We start from the raw sequence: 22,104 nt of genomic DNA, 5'->3' as shown, positions 1-22,104 counted from the left end.
GCTCCAGCTTCGCCCTTCGGCGGCTCTCTGACAGGCTGTGCCTTGAAAACGGGCTGTCCATCGTGGAGAACCCGAAGCCCCGGAGCAAGAGCAAGTATCGGAACTATGGGGAGTGGCAGAAAGACCGGAAAGGGCCGCTTTCCTATCAGGACCGACTGCGCCTTGTTATTGATACTGCGCTGGCGGAACGCCCCGCTGATCTGGACGAATTTCTCAATTTGATGAAGCGGGCCGGGTATGAGGTCAAGACGGTTCGGGGCGGCGGTATCAGCTTCCGGCTGACCGGGCAGGGACAGGAACGCTTCACCCGTCTGCGTGCCTCCACGCTGGGGGACGGCTACGACTTGCAAGATGTTCTGTCCGCCATTGAGGGCAAAGAAAAACGCCCCGGGCGCTCGGAGCGGAAAATCAGTCTGGCGGTGGATATTCAAGCAAAGCTGGTTGCCGGTAAGGGGCCGGGATATGAACGCTGGGCGAAGGTATTTAACATTAAGCAGATGGCCGCCGCTCTTGCCTATATACAGGACAATAACCTGACCGATTATGAGCAGTTGGCGAAGAAAGCCACCGAGGCGGCAGACCGTTTCCATGTTATTTCCGAACAGATCAAGCAGACGGAACAGGCCATGAAAACCAATGCCGGGCTAAAGGCCGCAACGGTTCAGTATGCCAAAACCCGCCCAGTCTTTGAGCAGTATAAGGCGACGAAGTACAGCCGGAAATTCCTTGCGGAGCATGAGGCCGACCTTGAACTGTACCGGGCTGCACAAGCGGAAATGCGCTCTCTGCTGGGCGGGGCGAAGCTCCCTAAAATGGATGTGCTGAAGGAGGAAGGCCGCAAGCTCACAGCAAAGAAAAAACAGCTCTATGGAGAATACCAGAAGGCACGACGGGATATGCAGGAGATCGTCACGATCAAGGCGAACATTGACACTCTGATGGGCTACACCGAGCCGGGAAGAAAGCAGGAAAAGGAGCGTTAAGGTTATGAAAATAAGGAGCAAAGCGACGCTGACACTTCGGGCCATGTTGGCCCGAAGATACGGGTTTGGGGCGAGCCCCAACAAGCCGCCTTTGTGCCACTTGTGGCCACAGAGGCATTGCTTGCCACTTAGCGGCAGCCCCTAAAATGGCGCAAAAAAACAGAGGCCCTTGGGTTATATATTTGTAAGCTACTTTGTGAACACCATAACGGTTCTCGTACAGTTTTCCGACACGCCGCTCATCCTCCTTCAGCTTCTGATATTCACTTTCATGGACAGCCCGCTCAATGTCATTACGACAATCATCTCGAAGCCCATTCAATTCCAATATTTTTCCAAAAATCCAGATATCTACATCATCAATCAAATCCTCATACCGGTATGACTCTACTTCCTCTTTTCCAATTTTCCGCCGTACAAGTTCCCCGTCCCGACTGCCAATCTCGTACTGCATCTGCTCTACATAGAACAGCACAGCCGCCGCATCCTTTTTGAAAACTGCCGAATAGCTTTGGTGGACCGTCATCCAGTCCAGAAAATCATCCGTATTTTTTATCCACTCTATTTTTGTTTCTTCCGTTCTCTATTCCTCCCTTCTTTTCAAGAGCCCTGTCGGTCTCTTGCCAGATACGCATTTGTGACGTCACCGTCCAAATGCCTCTGGTTAGGGGAAAATCCCCTAAAACCCCTGATATCATAGAATGACGGCACTTTTTGCCGTCATTTTCTTACTTTGCCGTCATCTTTTGCCGTCATTTTTTCGTTTTGACGGCATTTTTTGCCGTCACTTTTCCTCTGTGCCGTCACTTTTTGCCGTCACTTTTCCTCTGTGCCGTCATCTTTTGCCGTCATTTTTTCATTTTGCCAGCACTTTTTGCCGTCAAATCACGTTCCTGCAACATCTGTCTTTTCAGGTCTGCCAGGCACTCGTTCCGCTATGTTCAATGTAGAACTGCAGCGCGTCTACCAGAAACTGATTCTGGGATTTATAAATATATTTGTCCAGACTGGTCAGTATCTGGTAGATCTCGGCCTGCTTCGGCTCCTCCATATTGAGCCTGAGCGTCATTTTCCGAATCGTTGATAAACTCATGTCTGCTCCTTATCTGCGCATCTGCCGGAGCGCCGTATAGGTGAGATATTCATATCCCCTTGCATTGGCCTTGATATCCAGATTGTAAGTCACATTTCCCTGCTGTATCGGGCCATAATTTTTCATCACGACTGCCCCGCCTCCTACAAAAATCAACGGCGTGGTCTGAAGATTGTAGCCATGCTCCCGGATGGAATGATAAATCTGCCCCATGAAAGTCCGAACCTCATTTTCAATGATTCTGGTATAATCTCCGTTCAATCCGCTACGCTCCATCCGCATCACTGCCTGAATATCGCTTTCATCTACCTCTCCATTCAACTGCCGGACACACTGTTCATTAATGGAGCGCATTTCATATTTTCCATGTAAGTACACGCTTGTTCCTCTTCGCCCCGTGTACGTGGGAGTTACTGGCAACCCTGCCGCATGACATCCTCTGATGTTCACAAGACCGGTATTCTATATACCGCTCGTCCCCTCTGCTGCTTATTTCGAGGGCCAGGTAACCACTTCAAGCTCCCTTCGTGAGTTATTATCCTTCCGCCGTAATCAATCCAATCTGTACCTGCTCCATCTTCACCTCTCGGTCCATCAACTCTCCTCGCAGGCCCCGCTGATATTCTGCCGAATATACGCCGGAATTTTCCATGCTGTAACTGCTATTCAGTTGTCTGTGAACAGGTTTTTGCTGTTCTTGATATAATCATAAATGATGTTTGGGGATTTGTCTTCGGCCTGAGAGGCCGAATTTGAAGGAATTTTAGAAAAAAGGCTAAAGGATTTATGCTATTTTCCCTTTAGCCTAAAGCGCCTTTCATGTAATCACTATGTTACAACATAATTTTAATCCGTGAATAATGCTGCTAATTTTTCAAGCTTAATTCCTTTTTCCTTCATTAGGCTTAAAAATTCTTTTGTACCATTATCCAGCTTTTCTTCTCCTACACCAAGCACTGTGCCACCCGCCGTTTGAATATTTTTAAAAGCCTCAATATTGGCATGCGTGTATATATTCTCTGTCCGTATCGCAGTATGCCCAGCCATTAACGCTGTATTTACAACGTTAGCATTAGGCGCTGTATTAGCAATGGTAATTGCTGTATGCCTCAATGCATGGACATTTAGTCCTTGCTTTCTTCCGCATTTTGTCACTCGAACATCTCTGTCAATTCCCAATTTGTTACACAAATCTTTCAACTGTATCTCAAATGCATCCATACTTCTCATTTTTCCGTTCATTAAATAGGACGGAAACACCAAATTTTGAGGATTGTCGCGGCACTTTAATCTAGTTTGCGTTATCATATACTGTATTACCTCTCGTGCAAGTGGTGTCATATAAATTGTTCTTTCTTTCCCATTTTTAGGAACTTTTATATATTTTTCCAGTCCATTGCCTTTATCATTATCTATGAAACGCTCGCTTACCGCACAACGAATAGTAATTGTATTATTTTCAAAATCTACATCATCAATATTCAGGGCTAACAACTCTTGGCCGCGCATCATTGTTTCCAAAATCAAGATAATCGCCGCACTATATTCTGACATGTTATTCTTATATGATTCATAAAATTTTATAATGTCTTCATTTGAAAAAATCTTTTTTCTGCTTTTTTCATCCTGAACATCCTTCCGGAAATATTCATCTTTAATTTCCTTTTTTGTTTTGGCCTGCGCTGCATAATTTTCCTTTAGCAAGGATTTAACTATTAACCATTCACAACAACGTTTGCATAACTGCATGGGAACCTTCGCCGTTTTATTGCTCTTCTTTTTTATAATTGAATCAAAATAGGTTTCAAATTCAACCTTATTAAGATCCTCCAAGCGGTAATTGCTTATTTTACAGTTGTAAAAATTTGCTTGAAGAGTATAGACATAACTTTTATATGTAGCTCCCGCAACCTCTGGCTTCACTTCTGTTTCTATAAACTCATCCATATATTGGCCAAACGTTTTTTTCTTATCCATCTTTTTATTTAAACGAGTTTCTTCATAATTCTTTTCCCATACCAATAATGCCTGTTTCGCTTTTTTCCTTGCGTCATTTTCCGTTTTGCCCCGGCGCTTAATTCTTTTCGGACTCATATCCTTTGAATCAGGGTTTATATATTTACTTTGAACCATACATTCCCAAGATCCATTTTCTAATTGTCTTGCACTTCCTTCTCCGTGCTTTTTCACTTATTATCCCTCCTTTAAAAAGGTGATACTAGGGTGATACTAAAAGGTGATACTAAAAAGATTATAAAGCATAATAAAAAGCCATTCAATTAGCAATATTAGCTAAATTAAATGGCTTTTTATCACGTTTTATAGCGTTATATTTGGTTATTTTGCCTAAAATTTCAGACTTACTTGTAATTTACAATCTTTCCGAAGTCCGGCTTCAGAGCTGCGCCGCCTACCAGGCCGCCGTCGATGTCTGCCTGTGCGAAGAGCTCCGGTGCGGTAGCTGCGTTTACAGATCCGCCGTACTGGATACGGATAGCTGCTGCAGTTGCCTCATCGTAGATCTCTGCGATGCATGCGCGGATGCCTGCGCAAACTTCCTGTGCCTGCTCAGTTGTAGCTGTCTTACCGGTTCCGATAGCCCAGATCGGCTCGTAAGCGATAACTGCTTCCTTAGCCTGATCTGCGGTTACGCCCTGGAAACCAACCTTAACCTGCTGACGGATGAAGTCCATGGTTACGCCCTGCTCTCTCTGAGTCAGAGTCTCGCCGCAGCACATGATCGGTGTAAGACCATGCTCAAATGCCTTCAGCATCTTCTTATTTACAGTCTCGCTGGTCTCTGCGAAGTACTCACGTCTCTCGGAATGTCCAAGAATTACGTACTTTACGCCTGCGTCTGTCAGCATATTCGGGGAAATCTCACCTGTGTAAGCGCCCTTCTCCTCGAAGTACATGTTCTCAGCGCCAACCTGGATGTTGGATCCCTTGGTAGCCTCTACGACCGGGATGATGTCGATAGCCGGTACGCAGAATACTACGTCTACGTCATCGTTTGCTACCAGCGGCTTTAAGGTGTTTACCAGTTCTACTGCCTCGCTGGGAGTCATGTTCATTTTCCAGTTACCAGCGATAATTTTCTTTCTTGCCATTGTTTTGTTCTCCTCTATCTTTTATATAAAATAACTTAAGGATACTTCTCGTCACTAAGTTCAGCCTGCGCTTTCAGCTTGGCTTCACTAAGTGTCGACAAGTAAGTTCACACTAAATTCAGGCTTCGCCAACCGCTCGCCTTCATTAAGTGTTTACTTATCGTTTGCTGCTGCTACGCCCGGAAGCTCTTTGCCCTCAAGGAACTCCAGGGAAGCGCCGCCGCCTGTGGAGATGTGAGTCATCTTGTCGCCGAAGCCAAGGGTATTGACTGCTGCTGCGGAGTCGCCGCCGCCGATGATGGTGGTTGCGTCTGTCTCAGCCAGGGACTTTGCTACTGCAATGGTACCCTTTGCCAGGATCGGGTTCTCGAATACGCCCATCGGTCCGTTCCATACTACAGTCTTCGCAGACTTCACAGCCTCAGCGTACAGCTCTGCGGTCTTGGTTCCGATATCCAGACCCATCATGTCAGCCGGGATCTCATTGGACGGTACTACAGATACCTCGATCTCTGCGTCGATGGGGTTCGGGAACTCTTTTGCGATGGTGGTGTCAACCGGAAGAAGCAGCTTCTTGCCAAGCTTCTCAGCCTTCTCCATCATTTCCTTGCAGTAGTCGATCTTCTCATCGTCTACCAGAGAGGTTCCTACCTCGTAGCCCTTTGCCTTCAGGAAGGTGTAAGCCATTCCACCGCCGATGATCAGGGTGTCGCACTTCTCAAGCAGGTTTGCAATTACGTTCAGCTTATCTGCTACCTTTGCGCCGCCCAGGATCGCTACGAAGGGACGCTCCGGGTTGTTGACTGCGTTGCCCAGGAAGTTGATCTCCTTCTGCATCAGGTATCCTACTACAGAAGTCTTTACATACTGAGTTACGCCTACGTTGGAGCAGTGCGCGCGGTGCGCGGTTCCGAATGCGTCGTTTACAAATACGTCTGCCAGGGAAGCCAGCTCCTTGGAGAATGCCTCGCCGTTCTTGGTCTCCTCTGCGCGGTAACGGGTGTTCTCAAGAAGAACTACCTCGCCGTCCTTCATAGCTTCTACAGCTGCCTTTGCGTTCGGTCCTACAACCTCCGGATCAGCTGCGAACTTTACTTCCTGGCCCAGAAGCTCGGAAAGTCTCTTGGCTACCGGCGCCAGGGACAGCTCCGGCTTCGGCTCTCCCTTGGGCTTGCCCAGGTGGGAGCAAAGGATAACCTTTCCGCCGTCAGCGATCAGCTTCTTGATGGTCGGCAGCGCTGCAACCAGACGATTCTCGTCTGTGATCTTGCCATCCTTCAGCGGTACGTTAAAATCGCATCTTACCAGGACACGCTGTCCTTTTACGTTGATGTCATCTACAGATTTCTTGTTTAACATCTCAATCTCTCCTTACTTGTCATGGATAAATAATAAAAAGAGGTCCGGTCCATAAAGACCGGACCTCTTAAGGTCTTAATTCAATACTGATTAAGCGAGCTCAGCGAAGTACTTGATTGTACGAACCATCTGAGATACATAGGAGTTCTCATTGTCGTACCAGGAAACAACCTGTACCTGAGATGTGCCGTTGCCAAGGTTTACAACCATGGTCTGAGTAGCGTCGAACAGAGAACCAAATCTCATACCAACGATATCAGAAGATACGATCTCGTCTGTGTTGTAACCGAAGGACTCGGTAGCTGCTGCCTTCATAGCTGCGTTGATTCCATCAACAGTAGCCTCACCCTTAACAACTGCGTTCAGGATAGTAGTAGAACCAGTCGGGGTCGGTACACGCTGTGCAGCGCCGATAAGCTTGCCGTTCAGCTCCGGAATAACAAGGCCGATTGCCTTAGCTGCTCCTGTGCTGTTCGGAACGATGTTGATAGCGCCTGCACGGCTTCTTCTCAGGTCACCCTTTCTCTGCGGTCCGTCAAGGATCATCTGGTCGCCTGTGTAAGCGTGGATGGTGCACATGATACCGGACTCGATCGGCATGTAGTCGTTCAGAGCCTTAGCCATCGGTGCAAGGCAGTTTGTTGTACAGGAAGCTGCGGAAATTACAGTATCCTCTTTTGTCAGTGTCTCGTGGTTTACATTGTAAACGATGGTCGGAAGGTCATTTCCAGCCGGAGCGGAGATAACTACCTTCTTAGCGCCTGCTGTGATATGAGCAGAAGCCTTCTCCTTGGAGGTGTAGAATCCGGTACACTCCAGAACTACGTCTACGCCGATCTCTCCCCACGGAAGCTCTGCTGCGTTAGCCTTTGCGTAGATCTTGATCTCTTTGCCATCAACAATGATGGAATCTTCTGTTGCAGATACGGTATCTGCCAGAGCATATTTACCCTGAGAAGAATCATATTTTAACAGGTGAGCAAGCATCTTCGGGCTTGTCAGGTCGTTGATTGCTACAACCTCATATCCCTCTGCGCCAAACATCTGTCTGAATGCAAGTCTGCCGATACGTCCGAAACCGTTAATCGCTACTTTTACTGCCATTTTAAATTTCCTCCTAAATATGAATTTAGATTATTCGTGGTTTTCCGCCCCTTTCAGGACAGAGCCCAACCTGCAATTATTGTACCCAATTCCATACAAAAAAGCAAGTCCCAATTCCGCAATTTCCCTGACGTTGTGCAATTTTTGTCAAAACAATGAATTTCCCTTCGATCTTTTTCTTGTCATTGTGTATTTTTTCAATTAAGATGGGTGTATATTCGTTGCAGAGGTGAAAAATATGACTGCTGATTACCATTTACATTCCTGTTTTTCCGGGGACAGTGAGACGCCCACGGAGGAAATGATAAAAAAGGGGCTAGCGCAGGGGCTTTCTCTTATGTGTATGACCGACCACCTGGATATGGATTACCCCTATTCCGATGTAAGCTTTGACCTGGATGCGGACGCTTATTTCCGGGAAATGCATCGGCTTCAGGAGGCCTACCATGACCGCATTGAAATCCGTATCGGAGCAGAGCTTGGGATCCAGCCCCAGCTGGGGGATGCTTACCGGCAATGGCTTTCAGACAAGTCCTTCGATTTTCTGATCGGCTCCACCCACCTGGTGGATCGGTTTGACCCTTACTATCCGGATTTCTGGACCTCCTATGACGCTGCTTCCGGCGTAAACCGGTACCTGGATGTGACCCTTCAGAATATCCGGGCTTTTGATGATTTTGATGTATACGGGCATATCGATTATATCATCCGCTATGTACCGGATGGGGATCGCGTTTTTTCTTACAAAAAGCATGCCGATCAGGTGGACGCGGTTCTGAAGCTGCTGATAGAAAAGGGCAAAGGCATCGAAATCAACACCGGCGGCTACAAGGCCGGACTTTCCGAGCCAAACCCCTGTCACGACGTGCTGCGCCGCTATAAGGAGCTCGGCGGAGAAATCATTACCATGGGATCGGACGCCCATACGACAGAGTATGTAGCGTATCGGTTCGCGGACGCCAAAGAAGTGCTGCGGAAATGCGGATTCCGGTATTTTACAGTATTCCGGGAGCGGAAGGCGGAGTTTGTGCCGTTATAAATATGTTCTGTTATATAGAAAAAGGCTGCTGCAAAATGATGATTTCTCTATTTTGCAACGGCCTCTTCTTCTCATTCTTCGTAATGTCCCCTGCAGGCTGCTATCACAATAAATCCATCTTTTCCCCGATACACAATTCTTCCCAGAGCATTTTCATCCACTAATCCTCTATCAGCTCGTGCTCTGTAAGCTTTACTTTTTCACTTTCGATATCCTCAATTACGCGATCCAGATATCGCATATTTGCCTCTGAACAAAAGGATTCCGGCGTCCGCACGATGGTTCCGCCGCCCAGCACATAGTCGCCGTCGTAGAAGACCACGGCCTGGCCCGGCGTCACGGCGCGGACGGGTTCTTTAAAGTCCACACGCACCAGATCGTCTCCCTCCCGGCGGATGACGCAGGGAGAGCCCTTATGATTGTAGCGGATCTTAGCCAGTACCTCTTTTCCTTCGGGGAAATCCGGCTCAGACATGTGGTTCAGGCGGTTCGCCCGGAGCGTCGTGGTAAACACGTCTTCCTGCTCGCCGATGACCACCTCGTTGGTCTCCGGGCGAATCTCGGTGACCACCACGCGGCGGCCCATGGCCAGGCCTAAGCCTTTTCGCTGGCCGATGGTGTAGTGAATGATACCCTTATGGCGGCCCAGTACTGTACCGTCTGCAGTGACGAAATTGCCCTCTTTTGAGGGTTCTCCGGTGGTCCGCTCAATGAAACCGGCATAGTCCTGATCCGGCACGAAGCAGATCTCCTGGCTGTCCGGTTTCTTCGCTACCCGGAAGCCCAGCTTTCCCGCGATTTCCCGGATCTGATCCTTCGAGTAAGCGCCCACCGGCATCAAGGTATGGGATAACTGCTCCTGAGTCAGGTTATACAGGGCGTAGGTCTGATCCTTCGCTGCGGTCACTGAATTACGGATGGCGTAGCGGCCATTTGGCAGCTGCTCCACCCGGGCGTAATGGCCTGTGGCGATGTAGTCCGCGCCGATGTCCAGGCTACGCTTCAGGAGGGCCTCCCATTTCACATAACGGTTGCAGGCAATGCAGGGGTTCGGCGTCCGGCCCGCCAGGTATTCCGCCACAAAATAATCCATGACTGCCTCTTTGAAATCCGTCTTAAAATTCATGACATAATAGGGAATGTCAAGCTGGGCCGCCACTCTTCTTGCGTCATCCACCGCAGACAGACCGCAGCAGCCGCCGTTTTCCTCCTGGGTAAACTCATCCTCATCCTGCCAGATCTGCATGGTGGCACCGATGACCTCGTAGCCCTGTTCCTTTAAGAGATAGGCCGCCACAGAGGAATCCACGCCGCCGGACATTCCTACTACTACTTTTTTCTTAGCCATATTTATTCTATTTCCTTCTGTTTTTTCTTTGCTGCCCTGGGAAAAAGGGAGCTTCCAACATCTGAATTTCCCTTTGTGGCAAAACTCTGTATACAAAAATGTGCGCTACACAGGAAGGACACCACATTCTTCCCATGCAACACACATTTTCTATGCTAAGGCAAGACTGGTTTTAGTAGTCCTCGCCCTCTTCTTCCTCGCCCTCATGGATATCAGACTTCGGCTTTTTCAGGCCCTCGATCTTGATACCGTGCTTCTCTGCGTAATCCCAGAGTGCCGCGTGAATGGCCTCCTCTGCCAGCAGGGAGCAGTGGACCTTGACAGGGGGAAGTCCGTCCAGAGCTTCCATAACGGCCTTGTTGGTCACCTCCAGGGCCTGCTGGATGGTCTTGCCCTTTACCAGCTCGGTCGCCATGCTGCTGGTGGCAACTGCAGCGCCGCAGCCGAAGGTCTTGAACTTACAGTCCTGGATGACGCCGTTGTCGTCGATGTCCAAGTACATACGCATGATGTCGCCGCACTTTGCGTTGCCGACGGTACCGACGCCGCTGGCGTTCTCTATCTCTCCTACATTACGGGGATGCTGAAAATGATCCATTACTTTTTCGCTGTACATAATCGATTTCTCCTCTATTTCTATAAATTATTTATTTTTCTTAACGAAGTCCTCATAGAGCGGTGACATGCTACGTAACCGGTCGATGATTCTCTTCAGATTCTCCACTACGAAGTCCAGATCCTCTTTCGTGATCTCCTCGTTCAGCGTCAGTCTCAGAGAGCCATGCGCAATCTCGTGGGGCAGGCCGATGGCCATCAGCACATGGGACGGATCCAAGGATCCGGATGTGCAGGCGGAGCCTGAGGAACCGCAGATACCTTCCATGTCAAGCATGATAAGCAAAGATTCGCCCTCGATGAACTGGAAGCTGAAGTTCGCGTTGTTCGGAAGACGGGTGGTTCTGTGGCCGTTCAGTCTGGTGTAGGGAATCTCCTTCATGACGCGGTCAATCAGGTAATCACGAAGCTCAATTTCCTTATCGGTACGCTCCTTCATGGTCGCCATGGCGCGCTCGGTGGCCTTGCCCAGTCCTACGATGCCCGGTACGTTCTCGGTACCTGCACGACGCTTGCGCTCCTGCGCGCCGCCGTGTATGAAGGAACGAATTTTCACACCTTTCCGGATATACAGAAAGCCGATGCCCTTGGGGCCGTTCAGCTTGTGGCCGCTGGCGCTCAGCATGTCGATATGATACTCGTCTACATGGATGGGCACCTGACCGAAAGCCTGTACCGCGTCGGTATGGAACAGAATGCCGTGCTCATGGGCGATTTCACCTATCTCTTTGATCGGCTGAATGGTTCCAATCTCATTATTTGCAAACATCACGGAAATCAGGATGGTTTCCGGACGGATGGCTTTCTTCAGTTCCTCGACCTTGACCACACCATTTTCATCTACGGGCAGGTACGTAATCTCATAGCCATGCTTCTCCAGCCACTCGCAGGTGTGCAGGATCGCATGATGCTCGATCTTTGTGGTAATAATGTGTTTTCCTTTGCTCTTATATGCCTCTGCAGTCGCTTTCAGCGCCCAGTTGTCAGACTCGCTTCCGCCTGCGGTGAAATAAATCTCCTCAGTCTGCGCGCCCAGCGCATTCGCGATGGTCTCTCTTGCTTCTGTGATGGCCTTTTTGCTCTCGCCGCCAAGGCTGTATACGGTAGAGGGGTTGCCGTAATGCTCTGTGAAATAGGGCAGCATGGCCTCTACAACTTCCGGCGCTGTCTTTGTGGTCGCCGCGTTATCCAGATAAATTAACTTCTTCATGGTGATATCTCCTTCTTTTTTAGATGCAACAGGACGTATTTTCCTTGGTCCCGGCTTCATCCTTCATGCTCCTGCTTTCTTCGACCAGCTGATCCAGCTTAATCTCATCTACGGTCCGGTTAATGCTGTCGTTAATCTTCTGCCAGACATACTTGGTCACGCAGAATTCAGAACCGCCACAGCTGCTTTCCTCCTCCAGTCCCGGGCAGTTCACCGCGTCCAGACTTCCCTCCAGGGCCCGCAGGATATCTCCCACGGAAATCTCGGACGCCGGAAGCGCCAGCTTATAGCCGCCGCCCGCTCCCCGGACGCTGGTTACCAGTCCGGCCTTGCGGAGCTTCGCGATCAGCTGTTCCAGATAGCTTTCCGATATATTCTGTCTGGCGGAAATACTGGCGATGGAAACCGTCTCATTTTCGCTGTACAGGGCCAAATCAATCAACGCGCGAAGTCCATATCTTCCCTTTGTAGACAATTTCATATTGTCACCTCGCACTCAAAGGTTATTGAATTCCGAGTACTTTTGTCGGATTTCGTATTGATAATAACACTCAGGTAAGGTTCTGTCAAGCAGGTTTTTGCCATATATTACTTATAATTTTTGATTTAGGGAAATCTATGAAAAAACAGCTTCATCCGCTGGTCGGCGGCACGCTGCTCCTGACTGCGGCAGGCCTTATGACCCGCCTCATCGGCTTTTTCTATAAAATATTCTTAAGCCGCGCCATCGGTGCCGAGGGCATCGGCATCTATCAGATGATTTTTCCCATTTACGGAGTCTGTTATGCGCTGACCACCTCCGGGGCCGAGATCGCCGTTTCCCGCTTCGTCTCCCGGGAAAATGGGACCGGACGTCCGCAGAGCGCAAGACAGGTTCTGCGCGTGGGGCTTCTCCTGGCTCTGGGGCTTGCCATCCCCACCGCTTTTCTCCTGTATGAAAATGCTGCTTTTCTGGCACGGCACATTCTCCGGGAAACGCGCACCGGAACGCTTCTGCGCATTATGGCGTTCACCATTCCCTTCGGTGCCTGCCATTCCTGCATTTGCGGCTATTATTACGGGTTAAAGAAGCCCGCGGTTCCGGCGGCTGCCCAGCTTTTCGAGCAGCTGTCCCGTGTGGGGGCTGTCTTTCTCATTTACCGGGTGGCCTGTGAACAGGGCATGGGTTTGTCCCCGCTAACCGCCGTCATTGGTCTGGTTATCGGGGAGTTTGCGTCCATGCTGTTCTGTGTTTTCTGCGTCTCCGGGCAATCTGCCCCTCCCGGAAAATCTGCGGACGGCTCCGGCGCGCCCTCCCTTTTTTCCCTGACACGGCAGATGCTGGCCATGGCGCTTCCGGTCACCGGCAACCGGCTCTGCATGAATCTGCTGGCCAGCGCCGAATCCATTCTGCTGCCCCTTTGTCTCCAACAATACGGCCTGTCCACGAAGCAGGCGCTCAGCGTCTATGGAACCCTGTCCGGCATGGCCCTGTCCTTTATCCTGTTTCCCAGCGTCCTGACAGGCGCTCTGTCAGTCATGCTGCTGCCCTCTGTATCCGAATCCCAGGCTGCCGGGGACGACGCAAACCTTTCCCGCACGGTCCGGAAAACCGTGTCCTTCTGCCTGCCGCTGGGAATCAGTTTTACCGTCCTATTTCTGCTCTTCGGACGCTTTCTCGGGAACTTTTTCTTCCGAAGCACCCTGGCCGGAGACTTCATCATCACCCTGGCCTGGATCTGCCCGTTTCTGTATCTGAACCACACCTTACACAGCATCTTAAATGGCCTTGGCCGCACCGGAACCGGCTTTTTCAATAATCTGGCGGGCATTCTGATTCGCATCCTTTTTGTCCTGTGCTTTGTACCGCGCTTCGGAATCGAGGGATATTTGTGGGGACTGCTGGCAGGACAGTTGGTCGTATGCGGGATGAATCTGGCTTCTTTACAGGAATTCCTACATAATTAATGTAAAATTTGCGTGACTTTTGCGTTTTCATGTATTATGATAGAAACAGTTCGGCGCGCAGCGGATAGCTCGCTTGCGAGCGGGTCTGTGGCCTGCCCGCCGAACGTCCGTCATCACAATATCTACAAACGAGGAGTTATGAAAAATGGCATTCGATTTCAAGCAAAAGCTGCCCACCCCCCAGGAAATCCGTGAAATGTATCCGGTTCCCGACCATGTGGCACAGATAAAAAAAGAGAGAGACGAAGAAATCCGTAAAATTTTCACCGGCGAATCCGACCGCTTTATCGCCATCATCGGACCCTGTTCCGCAGATAATGAAGAGGCTGTCTGCGACTATGTGCGCCGTCTGGTTCAGGTACAGGAGAAGATTAAGGACAAGGTCCTGATTATCCCCCGTATCTACACGAACAAGCCCCGTACCACCGGCGACGGTTACAAGGGCATCATGCATCAACCGGATCCGGAGAAGAAGCCGGACCCGCTGGCTGGCATCATCGCCCTGCGACACATGCACATCCGCGCCATCGAAGAGACCGGCATGACCGCAGCCGATGAGATGCTGTACCCGGAAAATCTGCCCTATGTACAGGATTTCCTGTCCTATATCGCCATCGGAGCCCGTTCCGTGGAAAACCAGCAGCACCGTCTGGTATCAAGCGGCATCGACATTCCCGTGGGCATGAAGAACCCCACCAGCGGCGACTTTTCCGTTATGCTGAACTCCGTTCACGCGGCACAGAACGGCCACTCCTTCATTTACCATGGCTGGGACGTCCAGACCAGCGGAAATGACCTGGCACACGTGGTTCTTCGCGGTGCTGTCAATGAGCGCGGCGTGTCCCTGCCCAACTATCACTATGAGAATCTGCGGAACCTCTGCAATCTCTACGCCCAGAGAGAGCTGAAGAATCCGGCCTGCATCGTAGACGCGAACCACAACAACTCCAACAAGCAGTTCAAGGAGCAGATCCGTATCGTCAAAGAAGTTCTGCACAGCCGTTCCTGCGCCGACGACATCCGCAAGCTGGTCAAGGGCGTGATGATCGAGAGCTATATCGAGGAAGGCAATCAAGGCATTCACGACCATGTCTATGGCAAGTCCATTACCGACGCCTGCCTGGGTTGGGAAGATTCCGAGCGGCTGCTGTATGAGATCGCGGAGCGCTGCTAATTCAAAAACAGCTTATATACCAAGGGAGAGCGTTCAACCGTCTCCCTTTTTTCTATTCTTTCTATTTTACTCTATAGGAATCATAGTTTTCGCACTTTAACGTAACACGGTGTTTCCTATAGAGTAAAAAAAGAGATTCCCGTGTATTATTATCAGGAATCTCTCGTCACTTTATTCTATCTGTTACCCTCTCGGATGCGCCTTCGCATATATCTCCCGGGTTCTCGCCGCGTACATCATGGTCGTGGAGATATCCGAATGTCCCAGCATCTCCTGCACCACATGCAGATCCGCGCCGTTTTCCACCAGATGGGCCGCAAAGGAATGACGCAGGGTGTGGGGCGTAATCTCCATCTCAATACCCGCCTGCTTCACATACTGCTTCAGAAGCTTCCAGAAGCCCTGACGGCTCATGCCCTCGCCGGAGCAGTTGGGGAACAGCATCTCACATTTCTTATCGCCTATGAGCTGACCGCGCGCCTCCTTCAGATAATGCTCCAGTGCTTTCTTCGCCTTCGGACCGAAGGGAATAATCCGCTCCTTATTCCGGTCGCGGCACACGATATAATCCAGCTTCCAGTTCACATCGTCCATCTTCAGAGAAATCAGCTCGGTTACCCGGATACCGGTGGCGTATAGAAGCTCCAGCATGGCTGTATCCCGCAGACCCTTGCTTGTTCGGTCGCCCGGCTGCCGCAGCAGGCGCTCCATCTCCTCCACAGACATGATCTCAGGCAGTTTTTTTTCTACTTTGGGGGCTTTCAGCTTCTCTGCCGGATCGGAACTGATGCTGCCTTCTTTCCAAAGATACAGATAAAAACCCTTCATGGACGCGATATTTCTCGATACCGTCGCTGTTGACATTCCATTTTTTTCCAAGTCCAGAATATAGGAATTCAAGGCTGTCTCTGTAACCTCTTTCGCATCCTCTACCTTCTGCTTCTGGAGAAAATGCATCATTTTCATCAGATCTCTCTGATAAGAAAGCTCCGTATTCCGGGACGTCTTTTTCACATTATGTAAATAAGACATGAATCCTTTAATCTCTTGTTCCATATATCCATGTGCCCCTCAGCTTATGCTCACCCAAGCCGTTTTCTTCTAAAGTCTTTGGATTTTATTATAGTAAGAAATCATCAGAAAAGCAATGATCTTTTTTTCGCAAAATACTGTAAAATCAAGGCTTTTTACGGCTTTCCACAATATCTGGTTTTCTTCTTTTCCTGTTCCACCAAATCTGGTAAAGAATTCGTAAAATATTTTTAAATATTTTTTAAAATCAGCTTCAAAAACATGGGATTTACATAACTTTCGAGCAGAGAGCCGGCCAAAAGCAGCAGAAATCCAAGTCCCCAGACCAATAGATACGGCGCCGCCTGTCTACCTCCCCCACCGTATCGGTGTCCTCTCCAGAGATGATTCTCCGATGTCTCACAGATTTTCTGCAGAAGCCAGGCTACCGCAGGCACATACAGGAAAACCTGTGGCAGACCCGAGGCAAGACAGATGAGAATTCCCATAAAGCCCAGCTTCATGGCCGCCGTCGTCAATGTAATACCGAGCGCCGCGCCCATCCATGCCAGAGACAGAAATGCCGCCGTTGTGCCGAAGAAGGTAAAACCGGTCAGCCACAGCAATGTGAAAAAACTGACACGTGATTTCAGAATATACCAGAGCAGCTCGCCGCTGGCCAGCTCCACCTGCTGATATCTGGAAAAGAAATAACGGCTCATCAGGGTTGTCTCATGCGCTGCCGCCCGGCCAAAGAACACCATGTATAAGATTCCCGCCGCAAATCCTGTCAGGAACACCGGCAGAAACGTTTTCCTTGTGCCCGCAAACTTTTTCCACATAAAAAGCCCTCCCATATACCTTTCAATATATGAGAGGGCCGCCGCATTCATACTATTTGATTCCTTCGGATTTCTGATAGCAGGCCTCGCAGGCTTTCAGCACCGCGCCCCGGAATCCCGCGTTTTCCAGCGCCGCCACACCGGCGATGGTGGTTCCGCCCGGAGAGCAGACCTTATCCTTCAATGCTCCCGGATGCTCACCGGTCTCCAGTACCATTTTCGCTGCGCCGGCTACTGCCTGGGCCGCAAAGGTGTATGCCTGGGCTCTCGGAAGGCCAAACTGCACTGCGCCATCCGCCAGTGCCTCAATAAACTGGTATACATAAGCCGGAGAGCTTCCGCTGGCGCAGACCACCGCGCTCATCATCCGTTCTTCCACATCGGCGTACTTTCCGACTGCTCCGAAGATCTGATGTACCCGATCAATCTCTTCCTGACTGAATTCCTCCGCGTCAAAAGACAGCCCTGTCATACCCTCGCCAATCAGAGCCGGGGTGTTGGGCATAGCCCGTACAATCCGCCGATCTGAGCCAAGGGTTTCTTTCAGGCTCTGAATGGTGATACCCGGAGCCAGGGAGATTACTACATGATCCGGTGTCACCGCGTAGCGGATCTGCTTCAGCACCAGGGGATAATACTGGGGTTTCACAGCCAGTACCACGTATTTACAGTTGTTGGCGCATTCCGCGTTGGACTCCGCGTATACCACCTGGGTTTCCGCATGCACCCGCAGCTTTGTCTCCGTGGTCTTTGCGGTAAAAATCAGCTTTTCCGCCGGAAACTCTTTCAGGACGCCTTTCAAAAGGGCGTAACCCATATTACCCATTCCGATAAATCCTATCTCTGCCATCTGTATCTCCTCCTCTTTCATCAACCTCTGTTCAAAATCTGACCGGAATCCAAGTGGAATTCATTCACAGTCCACTTGGATTCCGATCGAAAAAGGATGCCGCCCTGCGACATCCTTCGTCTTTTTATTTTGCGTAATCTGTTACTCTGCTTTCGCGGATAACATTTACTTTGATCTGACCCGGATATTCCAACTCAGCTTCTATCTGCTTGGAAATATCTCTTGCCAGCAATACCATGCTGGCGTCATCTACCTGATCCGGAACTACCATTACACGAATCTCTCTACCTGCCTGAATTGCAAAAGACTTGTCTACGCCCTTAAAACCATTGGCGATATCCTCTAACTGTTTTAACCGATTTGTGTACGTCTCCAACGTCTCTCTGCGGGCACCCGGACGGGCTGCGGAAATGGTATCTGCCGCCTGTACCAGACATGCAATCAGAGATGTCGGTTCCGTATCACCATGATGTGATTCTACCGCGTTGATAACAATCGGTGATTCCTTGTACTTTCTGCACAGATCTGCACCAATCTGGATATGGGATCCTTCCACCTCATGGTCAATGGATTTACCAATATCATGAAGCAGTCCGGCGCGCTTCGCCATACGGACGTCTACGCCGACCTCGCCTGCCAGAAGTCCTGCCAGGTGCGCTACTTCGATGGAATGCTTCAATGCATTCTGACCATAGCTGGTACGGAACTTCATTCGTCCCAGGAGCTTCACCAGCTCCGGATGAATTCCATGGACGCCAACCTCGAGAACGGCTGCCTCGCCTTCCTCGCGGATCATGGTCTCCACTTCCTTCTGCGCCTTTTCTACCATCTCTTCGATACGTGCCGGATGAATACGTCCGTCCACGATGAGCTTTTCCAGCGCAATCCTTGCCACTTCGCGGCGAATGGGGTCAAAGCCTGACAGAATGACTGCCTCGGGGGTATCGTCGATGATCAGGTCGATGCCTGTCAATGTCTCAAGAGTACGGATATTCCGTCCCTCACGACCGATGATTCTTCCCTTCATCTCGTCGTTCGGAAGCTGTACCACGGAGATCGTCGTCTCTGCCACATGGTCGGCAGCGCACTTCTGAATCGCCGTTACTACATATTCCTTTGCCTTCTTGTCAGCTTCTTCTTTTGCTCTGCTCTCCAGTTCCTTGACGAGCACAGCGGTTTCATGTTTTACTTCGTCTTCAACAGTCTTTAATAAATAATCTTTTGCTTGTTCGGAGGTAAGGCCAGAGATTCTTTCCAGTTCCTGTACTCTTTTTTCCTGAAGCTTGTTGATCTCAGCTGTCTGCTTCGCCAGCTTCTCTTCCTTGGCCGCATAACTCAGCTCACGGCGTTCTAGGGCATCAGATTTCTTGTCAAGAGCTTCCTCTTTGGCAAGCACTCTGCGCTCATAACGCTGCAGCTCCGCTCTGCGTTCCTTTGTCTCTTTGTCCAGCTCGTTCTTTGTCTTCAGTGATTCTTCCTTCGCCTCCAGCAAAGCTTCGCGCTTGGATCGTTCCGCGACCTTCAGTGCGTCGTCGATGATCTCTCTTGCTTTCTCTTCCGCGTTACCGACCTTTTTCTCGACCGTATTCTTGCGGACAGTCAGGGTCACAAGAGCCGTTACCACAATGCACACAATCGCAACGATTATAAGAACATAAAACGGCACAGGAGCACCTCCTTATTTAATTTTCATTGTACAAATATAACCTGTTTGACACGCTTATTTTTATAAGTTTTGCCGATTAGGAATAACATACAACTATTAAATTCTATACTTATTTTACCTTTCTGTCAAGTAATAGTTGGGTAACAGCAGCTCCCAGTCCGGTAATACCCGCAAGAAGCAAAATGATCCAGAATACCGCCTCATTTTCATCGCCTGTCTGTACCCTGGTACCTGTTTCAGAAGGCTTCTGCCGGCTGGATTTCTGCCCTGATTTATCTTCCGTTTTTTTCTCCGGTTCCTTTTCCGGCTTCTTTCCCCCGTCGTCCACGAACTGAAGTTCGTCAGTCTTGGCTCCCTGTGGATCCTTTTCCCGCAGAGTCGATGTAACTGTCAATTCTCCATTTTTCCCGTTGACAGCCATGACATGCAGATAATACACAGCGATCTGCTTCTGATCCTCCCGGGTCATTGTCAGTACATAATGATAGTCTCCCGGCTTTTCAAACCGGATTTCCGGCAGCTGCGTGATGGTCTTGTCCCTAGTCAGTGTTACACAATATTCCTCCTGGCTTCCGTCCGGCATGAGACACCCTTCATCCAGTCCCTTCAGGGCCAACTGATATGTTTTGTCCTCATTCAGACCGCCCTGTCCCCAGGTAATTGTTACCGGCAGGGTAAACCGGCTGCCGCCTGACGCGTACACCGGAAAGGCCAACATCAGGAACAGCCCCAAAGCTATCAATAAACTATATCTTTTTACTCTTCTTACTCTGTAAAATATTCTTCTCATTTGCGCTCATATACCATCAATACAACAATACGTTCTTCTTCCTTTTCCGACGAACAGGTGCTGAGAGCCAGGACAGCCCAGCTATCCGGTTCTTCTGAAAGCTTCTCCAAAAGCTCCTTTCTGACATACTGCCCCTTCGTTAAAACTGCCTGCTGAAACACATCCGAATCCGGTCCGCAATCCTGCGGTTCAAAGATGCAGGAGTCCGCTGCGTCCACCTTCATAACCGCCAGAAACATAAGCGGATACGTTTTTCCCGGAACCATCAGTGTTCCCGTGGTATGCTCTTCCACAAAGTCCTCTTCCAGATACCGGTCCAGCTCCCCAAACATCCTGTGCTTTTCCATATGATGTCCATACACCAGCTGGTATGCGCCCCAAAATGTTCTGTCGCACCTGGAATCCAGAAAAATGCTTCCTGCCAGGGCATATTCCCCGTACACATTTTTGTTCAGATATTCCAGGTTATCCTCGCCCTGCACAATTGGGTCATCGATTCCGGTACCCTCCAGGGTCAGCCAGGCCGCCACATCCGGATTGAGTCTCTGAAGCTCTTCAAAGGATGGACTTTCTTCCTTTGGCCTCTGCTTTCTCAGCTCCTGCTGAAGCTTAAGCGGCGCGTCATAGATGGTGTTATTATCCCAGATGCAGTAGACACAGTAAAGCGCTGTTACAAGCAGCGTCAGCAAAACAGCCACATCCAGCAGTCTGTTGAGCAGCTTCAGCAGAATGCTTCCCATACTCTGCTTATTTTTCTCTGTCACGGCGTTTCTTACCTGCAAAGAACAAAAGAGCTGCAGCCGCTATGCCCGCAAGTACAAGGACGTAGGGCAGATCGGAAAGGAAGATGCCGGTGTCGATGGTTGTCTCTCTTTTGTTTTCAATCTCCACAGACTGCGTCATTCCCACTGTGCCGGCTCCGGCTGCCGTATCCGTTATGGTTCCGCTTTTGCCGCCGGCAGACTCTGTACCATTGTATTTCGGTGTGTGATAGCCGTCTGCCTGCGTCTCCGTTACCTGGTAGGTGACGCCCTTCGGAATATTGGAAAATACTACCGTTGTTCCGTCCTTCACCTTAACGGAAGCGGTTGCGCCGGTTTTTGCAGCATTGATAACAGCTTCTGTCGGATTGCCTGTTATACCGGCGCTGGTGCTGATGGCGATCGGCGCGTGGATTTCTGTTCCGGCAGGCGCGGTAAAGGTAACCGTTACATCAAACTCTCTGTTTCTGTCTCCCATATTACCAGTAACTGTCTTTGTGACGCTCAAGCTGCCTGCGGCGTACACATTGGTTACATTCTCTGCTTTGTCGCCTAAGGAACCATCTGCATTGACCTTATACAGCCTTACACTGTCGATTTTCAGGGCTCCGGAATCGTCATTAACCACCGCCACGCGGACCGCACAGGTATCTGCGGCATAGGTTACGCCGGCTGTATTTCCCGCTTTCTCCCGGAACTCATAGTAATAGTAGCCCACGCTCTGATAGCTGTCCGCCGTGACCGCGACTGCCACCGGCTGCGTAACGGGTGCTGACGCCGCGTCCGTTGTCTTTGACAGGTTCCCTTCCGCATACGTGACAGAACCAATGGTTACTGCTTTTGCTGTATCCGGAATGCTGTCAGCCTGTCCCGCCGGAAGCTCTCCCAGCTTTGTGATCTGATCCAGATTGGCGGCGCTATTATATTTTGTACAGGACACTGCATACAGCGTCGCCTGATTCTCCCGGGGCGTTGTATCCGCACTTTCAAACACAAATGTCTCTGCCGGGCTTTTGGCGCCCTCCGCGCTGTCTCCATCCAATTGATATACCTTATTGAACGAATAGCCCGTGGTTGCTCCGCCGTCTTCCGCTCTTGCTGTCTTTGCATTTCCCAGCACCAGCACTGCTGCCAGCGCCACGCCGTATACCGTTTTCCATGCTTTCTTTTTCATAAGTTTTTCATTCCTTTTGACTGGTTTC

General features: G+C 50.0%; 21 protein-coding genes. 4 read left to right on the top strand and 17 right to left on the bottom strand.

Going from position 1 to position 22,104, the window contains the following annotated elements:
- Positions 1-983, top strand: a 983-nt coding sequence (locus tag ACESZP_RS03875) for a relaxase family protein (protein WP_499708088.1), incomplete at its 5' end; no start/stop codon positions are given.
- Positions 984-1,893: 910 nt separating this feature from the next.
- Here ACESZP_RS03875 and ACESZP_RS03870 read toward each other — a convergent pair.
- The 6 genes from ACESZP_RS03870 to gap form a co-directional block, all read right to left on the bottom strand.
- Positions 1,894-2,076, bottom strand: coding sequence for a hypothetical protein (locus tag ACESZP_RS03870; protein ID WP_499708087.1), 183 nt, complete (start codon positions 2,074-2,076; stop codon positions 1,894-1,896).
- Positions 2,077-2,085: 9 nt separating this feature from the next.
- Positions 2,086-2,454, bottom strand: a complete 369-nt coding sequence (locus tag ACESZP_RS03865; protein WP_499708086.1) for a hypothetical protein — start codon at positions 2,452-2,454, stop codon at positions 2,086-2,088.
- Positions 2,455-2,922: 468 nt separating this feature from the next.
- Positions 2,923-4,266 (bottom strand): tyrosine-type recombinase/integrase, encoded by a 1,344-nt coding sequence (locus tag ACESZP_RS03860; protein ID WP_499708085.1) that lies wholly within the window; start codon positions 4,264-4,266, stop codon positions 2,923-2,925.
- Positions 4,267-4,436: 170 nt separating this feature from the next.
- Positions 4,437-5,186 carry a triose-phosphate isomerase gene (gene tpiA, locus ACESZP_RS03855; protein WP_158363370.1) on the bottom strand — a complete coding sequence of 250 codons (750 nt, stop codon included), beginning with the start codon at positions 5,184-5,186 and terminating at the stop codon, positions 4,437-4,439.
- 153 nt (positions 5,187-5,339) lie between these two features.
- Complete coding sequence (locus tag ACESZP_RS03850; protein ID WP_440321680.1) at positions 5,340-6,545, bottom strand: phosphoglycerate kinase; 1,206 nt, start codon at positions 6,543-6,545, stop codon at positions 5,340-5,342.
- A gap of 90 nt (positions 6,546-6,635) precedes the next feature.
- A complete protein-coding gene (gene gap / locus ACESZP_RS03845; protein WP_178038091.1) occupies positions 6,636-7,649 on the bottom strand; it encodes a type I glyceraldehyde-3-phosphate dehydrogenase in 1,014 nt (337 codons plus the stop codon).
- Between the two features lie 238 nt (positions 7,650-7,887).
- Here gap and ACESZP_RS03840 point away from each other — a divergent pair, with 238 nt between their 5' ends.
- Entirely contained in the window at positions 7,888-8,688 is an 801-nt protein-coding gene (locus tag ACESZP_RS03840; protein WP_499708084.1) for a histidinol-phosphatase HisJ family protein, read from the top strand.
- Between the two features lie 160 nt (positions 8,689-8,848).
- Here the strand turns inward: ACESZP_RS03840 and mnmA are convergent, their stop codons facing one another.
- The 4 genes from mnmA to ACESZP_RS03820 all read right to left on the bottom strand — a co-directional run bounded on the left by mnmA (position 8,849) and on the right by ACESZP_RS03820 (position 12,342).
- A complete protein-coding gene (gene mnmA, locus ACESZP_RS03835; RefSeq protein WP_499708083.1) occupies positions 8,849-10,036 on the bottom strand; it encodes a tRNA 2-thiouridine(34) synthase MnmA in 1,188 nt (395 codons plus the stop codon).
- A gap of 172 nt (positions 10,037-10,208) precedes the next feature.
- Positions 10,209-10,652, bottom strand: coding sequence for a Fe-S cluster assembly scaffold protein NifU (gene nifU, locus ACESZP_RS03830; protein WP_158363365.1), 444 nt, complete (start codon positions 10,650-10,652; stop codon positions 10,209-10,211).
- Between the two features lie 27 nt (positions 10,653-10,679).
- The gene (gene nifS, locus ACESZP_RS03825) at positions 10,680-11,861 is read right to left on the bottom strand and encodes a cysteine desulfurase NifS (RefSeq protein WP_499708082.1); all 1,182 of its coding nucleotides are present in this window, start codon (positions 11,859-11,861) and stop codon (positions 10,680-10,682) included.
- Between the two features lie 19 nt (positions 11,862-11,880).
- Complete coding sequence (locus ACESZP_RS03820; RefSeq protein WP_178038085.1) at positions 11,881-12,342, bottom strand: Rrf2 family transcriptional regulator; 462 nt, start codon at positions 12,340-12,342, stop codon at positions 11,881-11,883.
- A 137-nt stretch (positions 12,343-12,479) separates the two neighbouring features.
- Between ACESZP_RS03820 and ACESZP_RS03815 the strand changes: the two genes are divergently transcribed.
- Both ACESZP_RS03815 and ACESZP_RS03810 read left to right on the top strand, forming a co-directional pair.
- Positions 12,480-13,808 (top strand): oligosaccharide flippase family protein, encoded by a 1,329-nt coding sequence (locus tag ACESZP_RS03815; protein WP_499708081.1) that lies wholly within the window; start codon positions 12,480-12,482, stop codon positions 13,806-13,808.
- A 145-nt stretch (positions 13,809-13,953) separates the two neighbouring features.
- Positions 13,954-14,982 (top strand): 3-deoxy-7-phosphoheptulonate synthase, encoded by a 1,029-nt coding sequence (locus ACESZP_RS03810; RefSeq protein WP_178038083.1) that lies wholly within the window; start codon positions 13,954-13,956, stop codon positions 14,980-14,982.
- Positions 14,983-15,165: 183 nt separating this feature from the next.
- Here ACESZP_RS03810 and xerD read toward each other — a convergent pair whose 3' ends face one another.
- The 7 genes from xerD to ACESZP_RS03775 form a co-directional block, all read right to left on the bottom strand.
- Positions 15,166-16,038 carry a site-specific tyrosine recombinase XerD gene (xerD, locus tag ACESZP_RS03805; protein WP_499708080.1) on the bottom strand — a complete coding sequence of 291 codons (873 nt, stop codon included), beginning with the start codon at positions 16,036-16,038 and terminating at the stop codon, positions 15,166-15,168.
- A gap of 206 nt (positions 16,039-16,244) precedes the next feature.
- Positions 16,245-16,835, bottom strand: a complete 591-nt coding sequence (locus tag ACESZP_RS03800; RefSeq protein WP_499708079.1) for a hypothetical protein — start codon at positions 16,833-16,835, stop codon at positions 16,245-16,247.
- A gap of 52 nt (positions 16,836-16,887) precedes the next feature.
- Positions 16,888-17,685: a pyrroline-5-carboxylate reductase gene (gene proC, locus ACESZP_RS03795; RefSeq protein ID WP_349163606.1), complete on the bottom strand. Its 798-nt coding sequence runs from the start codon at positions 17,683-17,685 to the stop codon at positions 16,888-16,890.
- A 124-nt stretch (positions 17,686-17,809) separates the two neighbouring features.
- The gene (gene rny, locus ACESZP_RS03790) at positions 17,810-19,318 is read right to left on the bottom strand and encodes a ribonuclease Y (protein WP_440321705.1); all 1,509 of its coding nucleotides are present in this window, start codon (positions 19,316-19,318) and stop codon (positions 17,810-17,812) included.
- Between the two features lie 142 nt (positions 19,319-19,460).
- Positions 19,461-20,141 carry a hypothetical protein gene (locus tag ACESZP_RS03785; protein WP_499708078.1) on the bottom strand — a complete coding sequence of 227 codons (681 nt, stop codon included), beginning with the start codon at positions 20,139-20,141 and terminating at the stop codon, positions 19,461-19,463.
- Positions 20,138-20,881 (bottom strand): class B sortase, encoded by a 744-nt coding sequence (gene srtB / locus ACESZP_RS03780; RefSeq protein WP_499708077.1) that lies wholly within the window; start codon positions 20,879-20,881, stop codon positions 20,138-20,140. Before srtB ends, ACESZP_RS03785 begins: the two co-directional genes overlap by 4 nt.
- A 7-nt stretch (positions 20,882-20,888) precedes the next feature.
- Positions 20,889-22,076 (bottom strand): DUF7601 domain-containing protein, encoded by a 1,188-nt coding sequence (locus tag ACESZP_RS03775; RefSeq protein ID WP_499708076.1) that lies wholly within the window; start codon positions 22,074-22,076, stop codon positions 20,889-20,891.
- Between the last annotated feature and the right edge of the window lie 28 nt (positions 22,077-22,104).

The sequence above is a fragment of the Candidatus Dorea massiliensis AP6 genome, assembly GCF_964245105.1.
GTDB classification, from domain to species: domain Bacteria; phylum Bacillota; class Clostridia; order Lachnospirales; family Lachnospiraceae; genus Laedolimicola; species Laedolimicola intestinihominis.
This window is presented reverse-complemented; position numbering and strand designations above follow the sequence as displayed.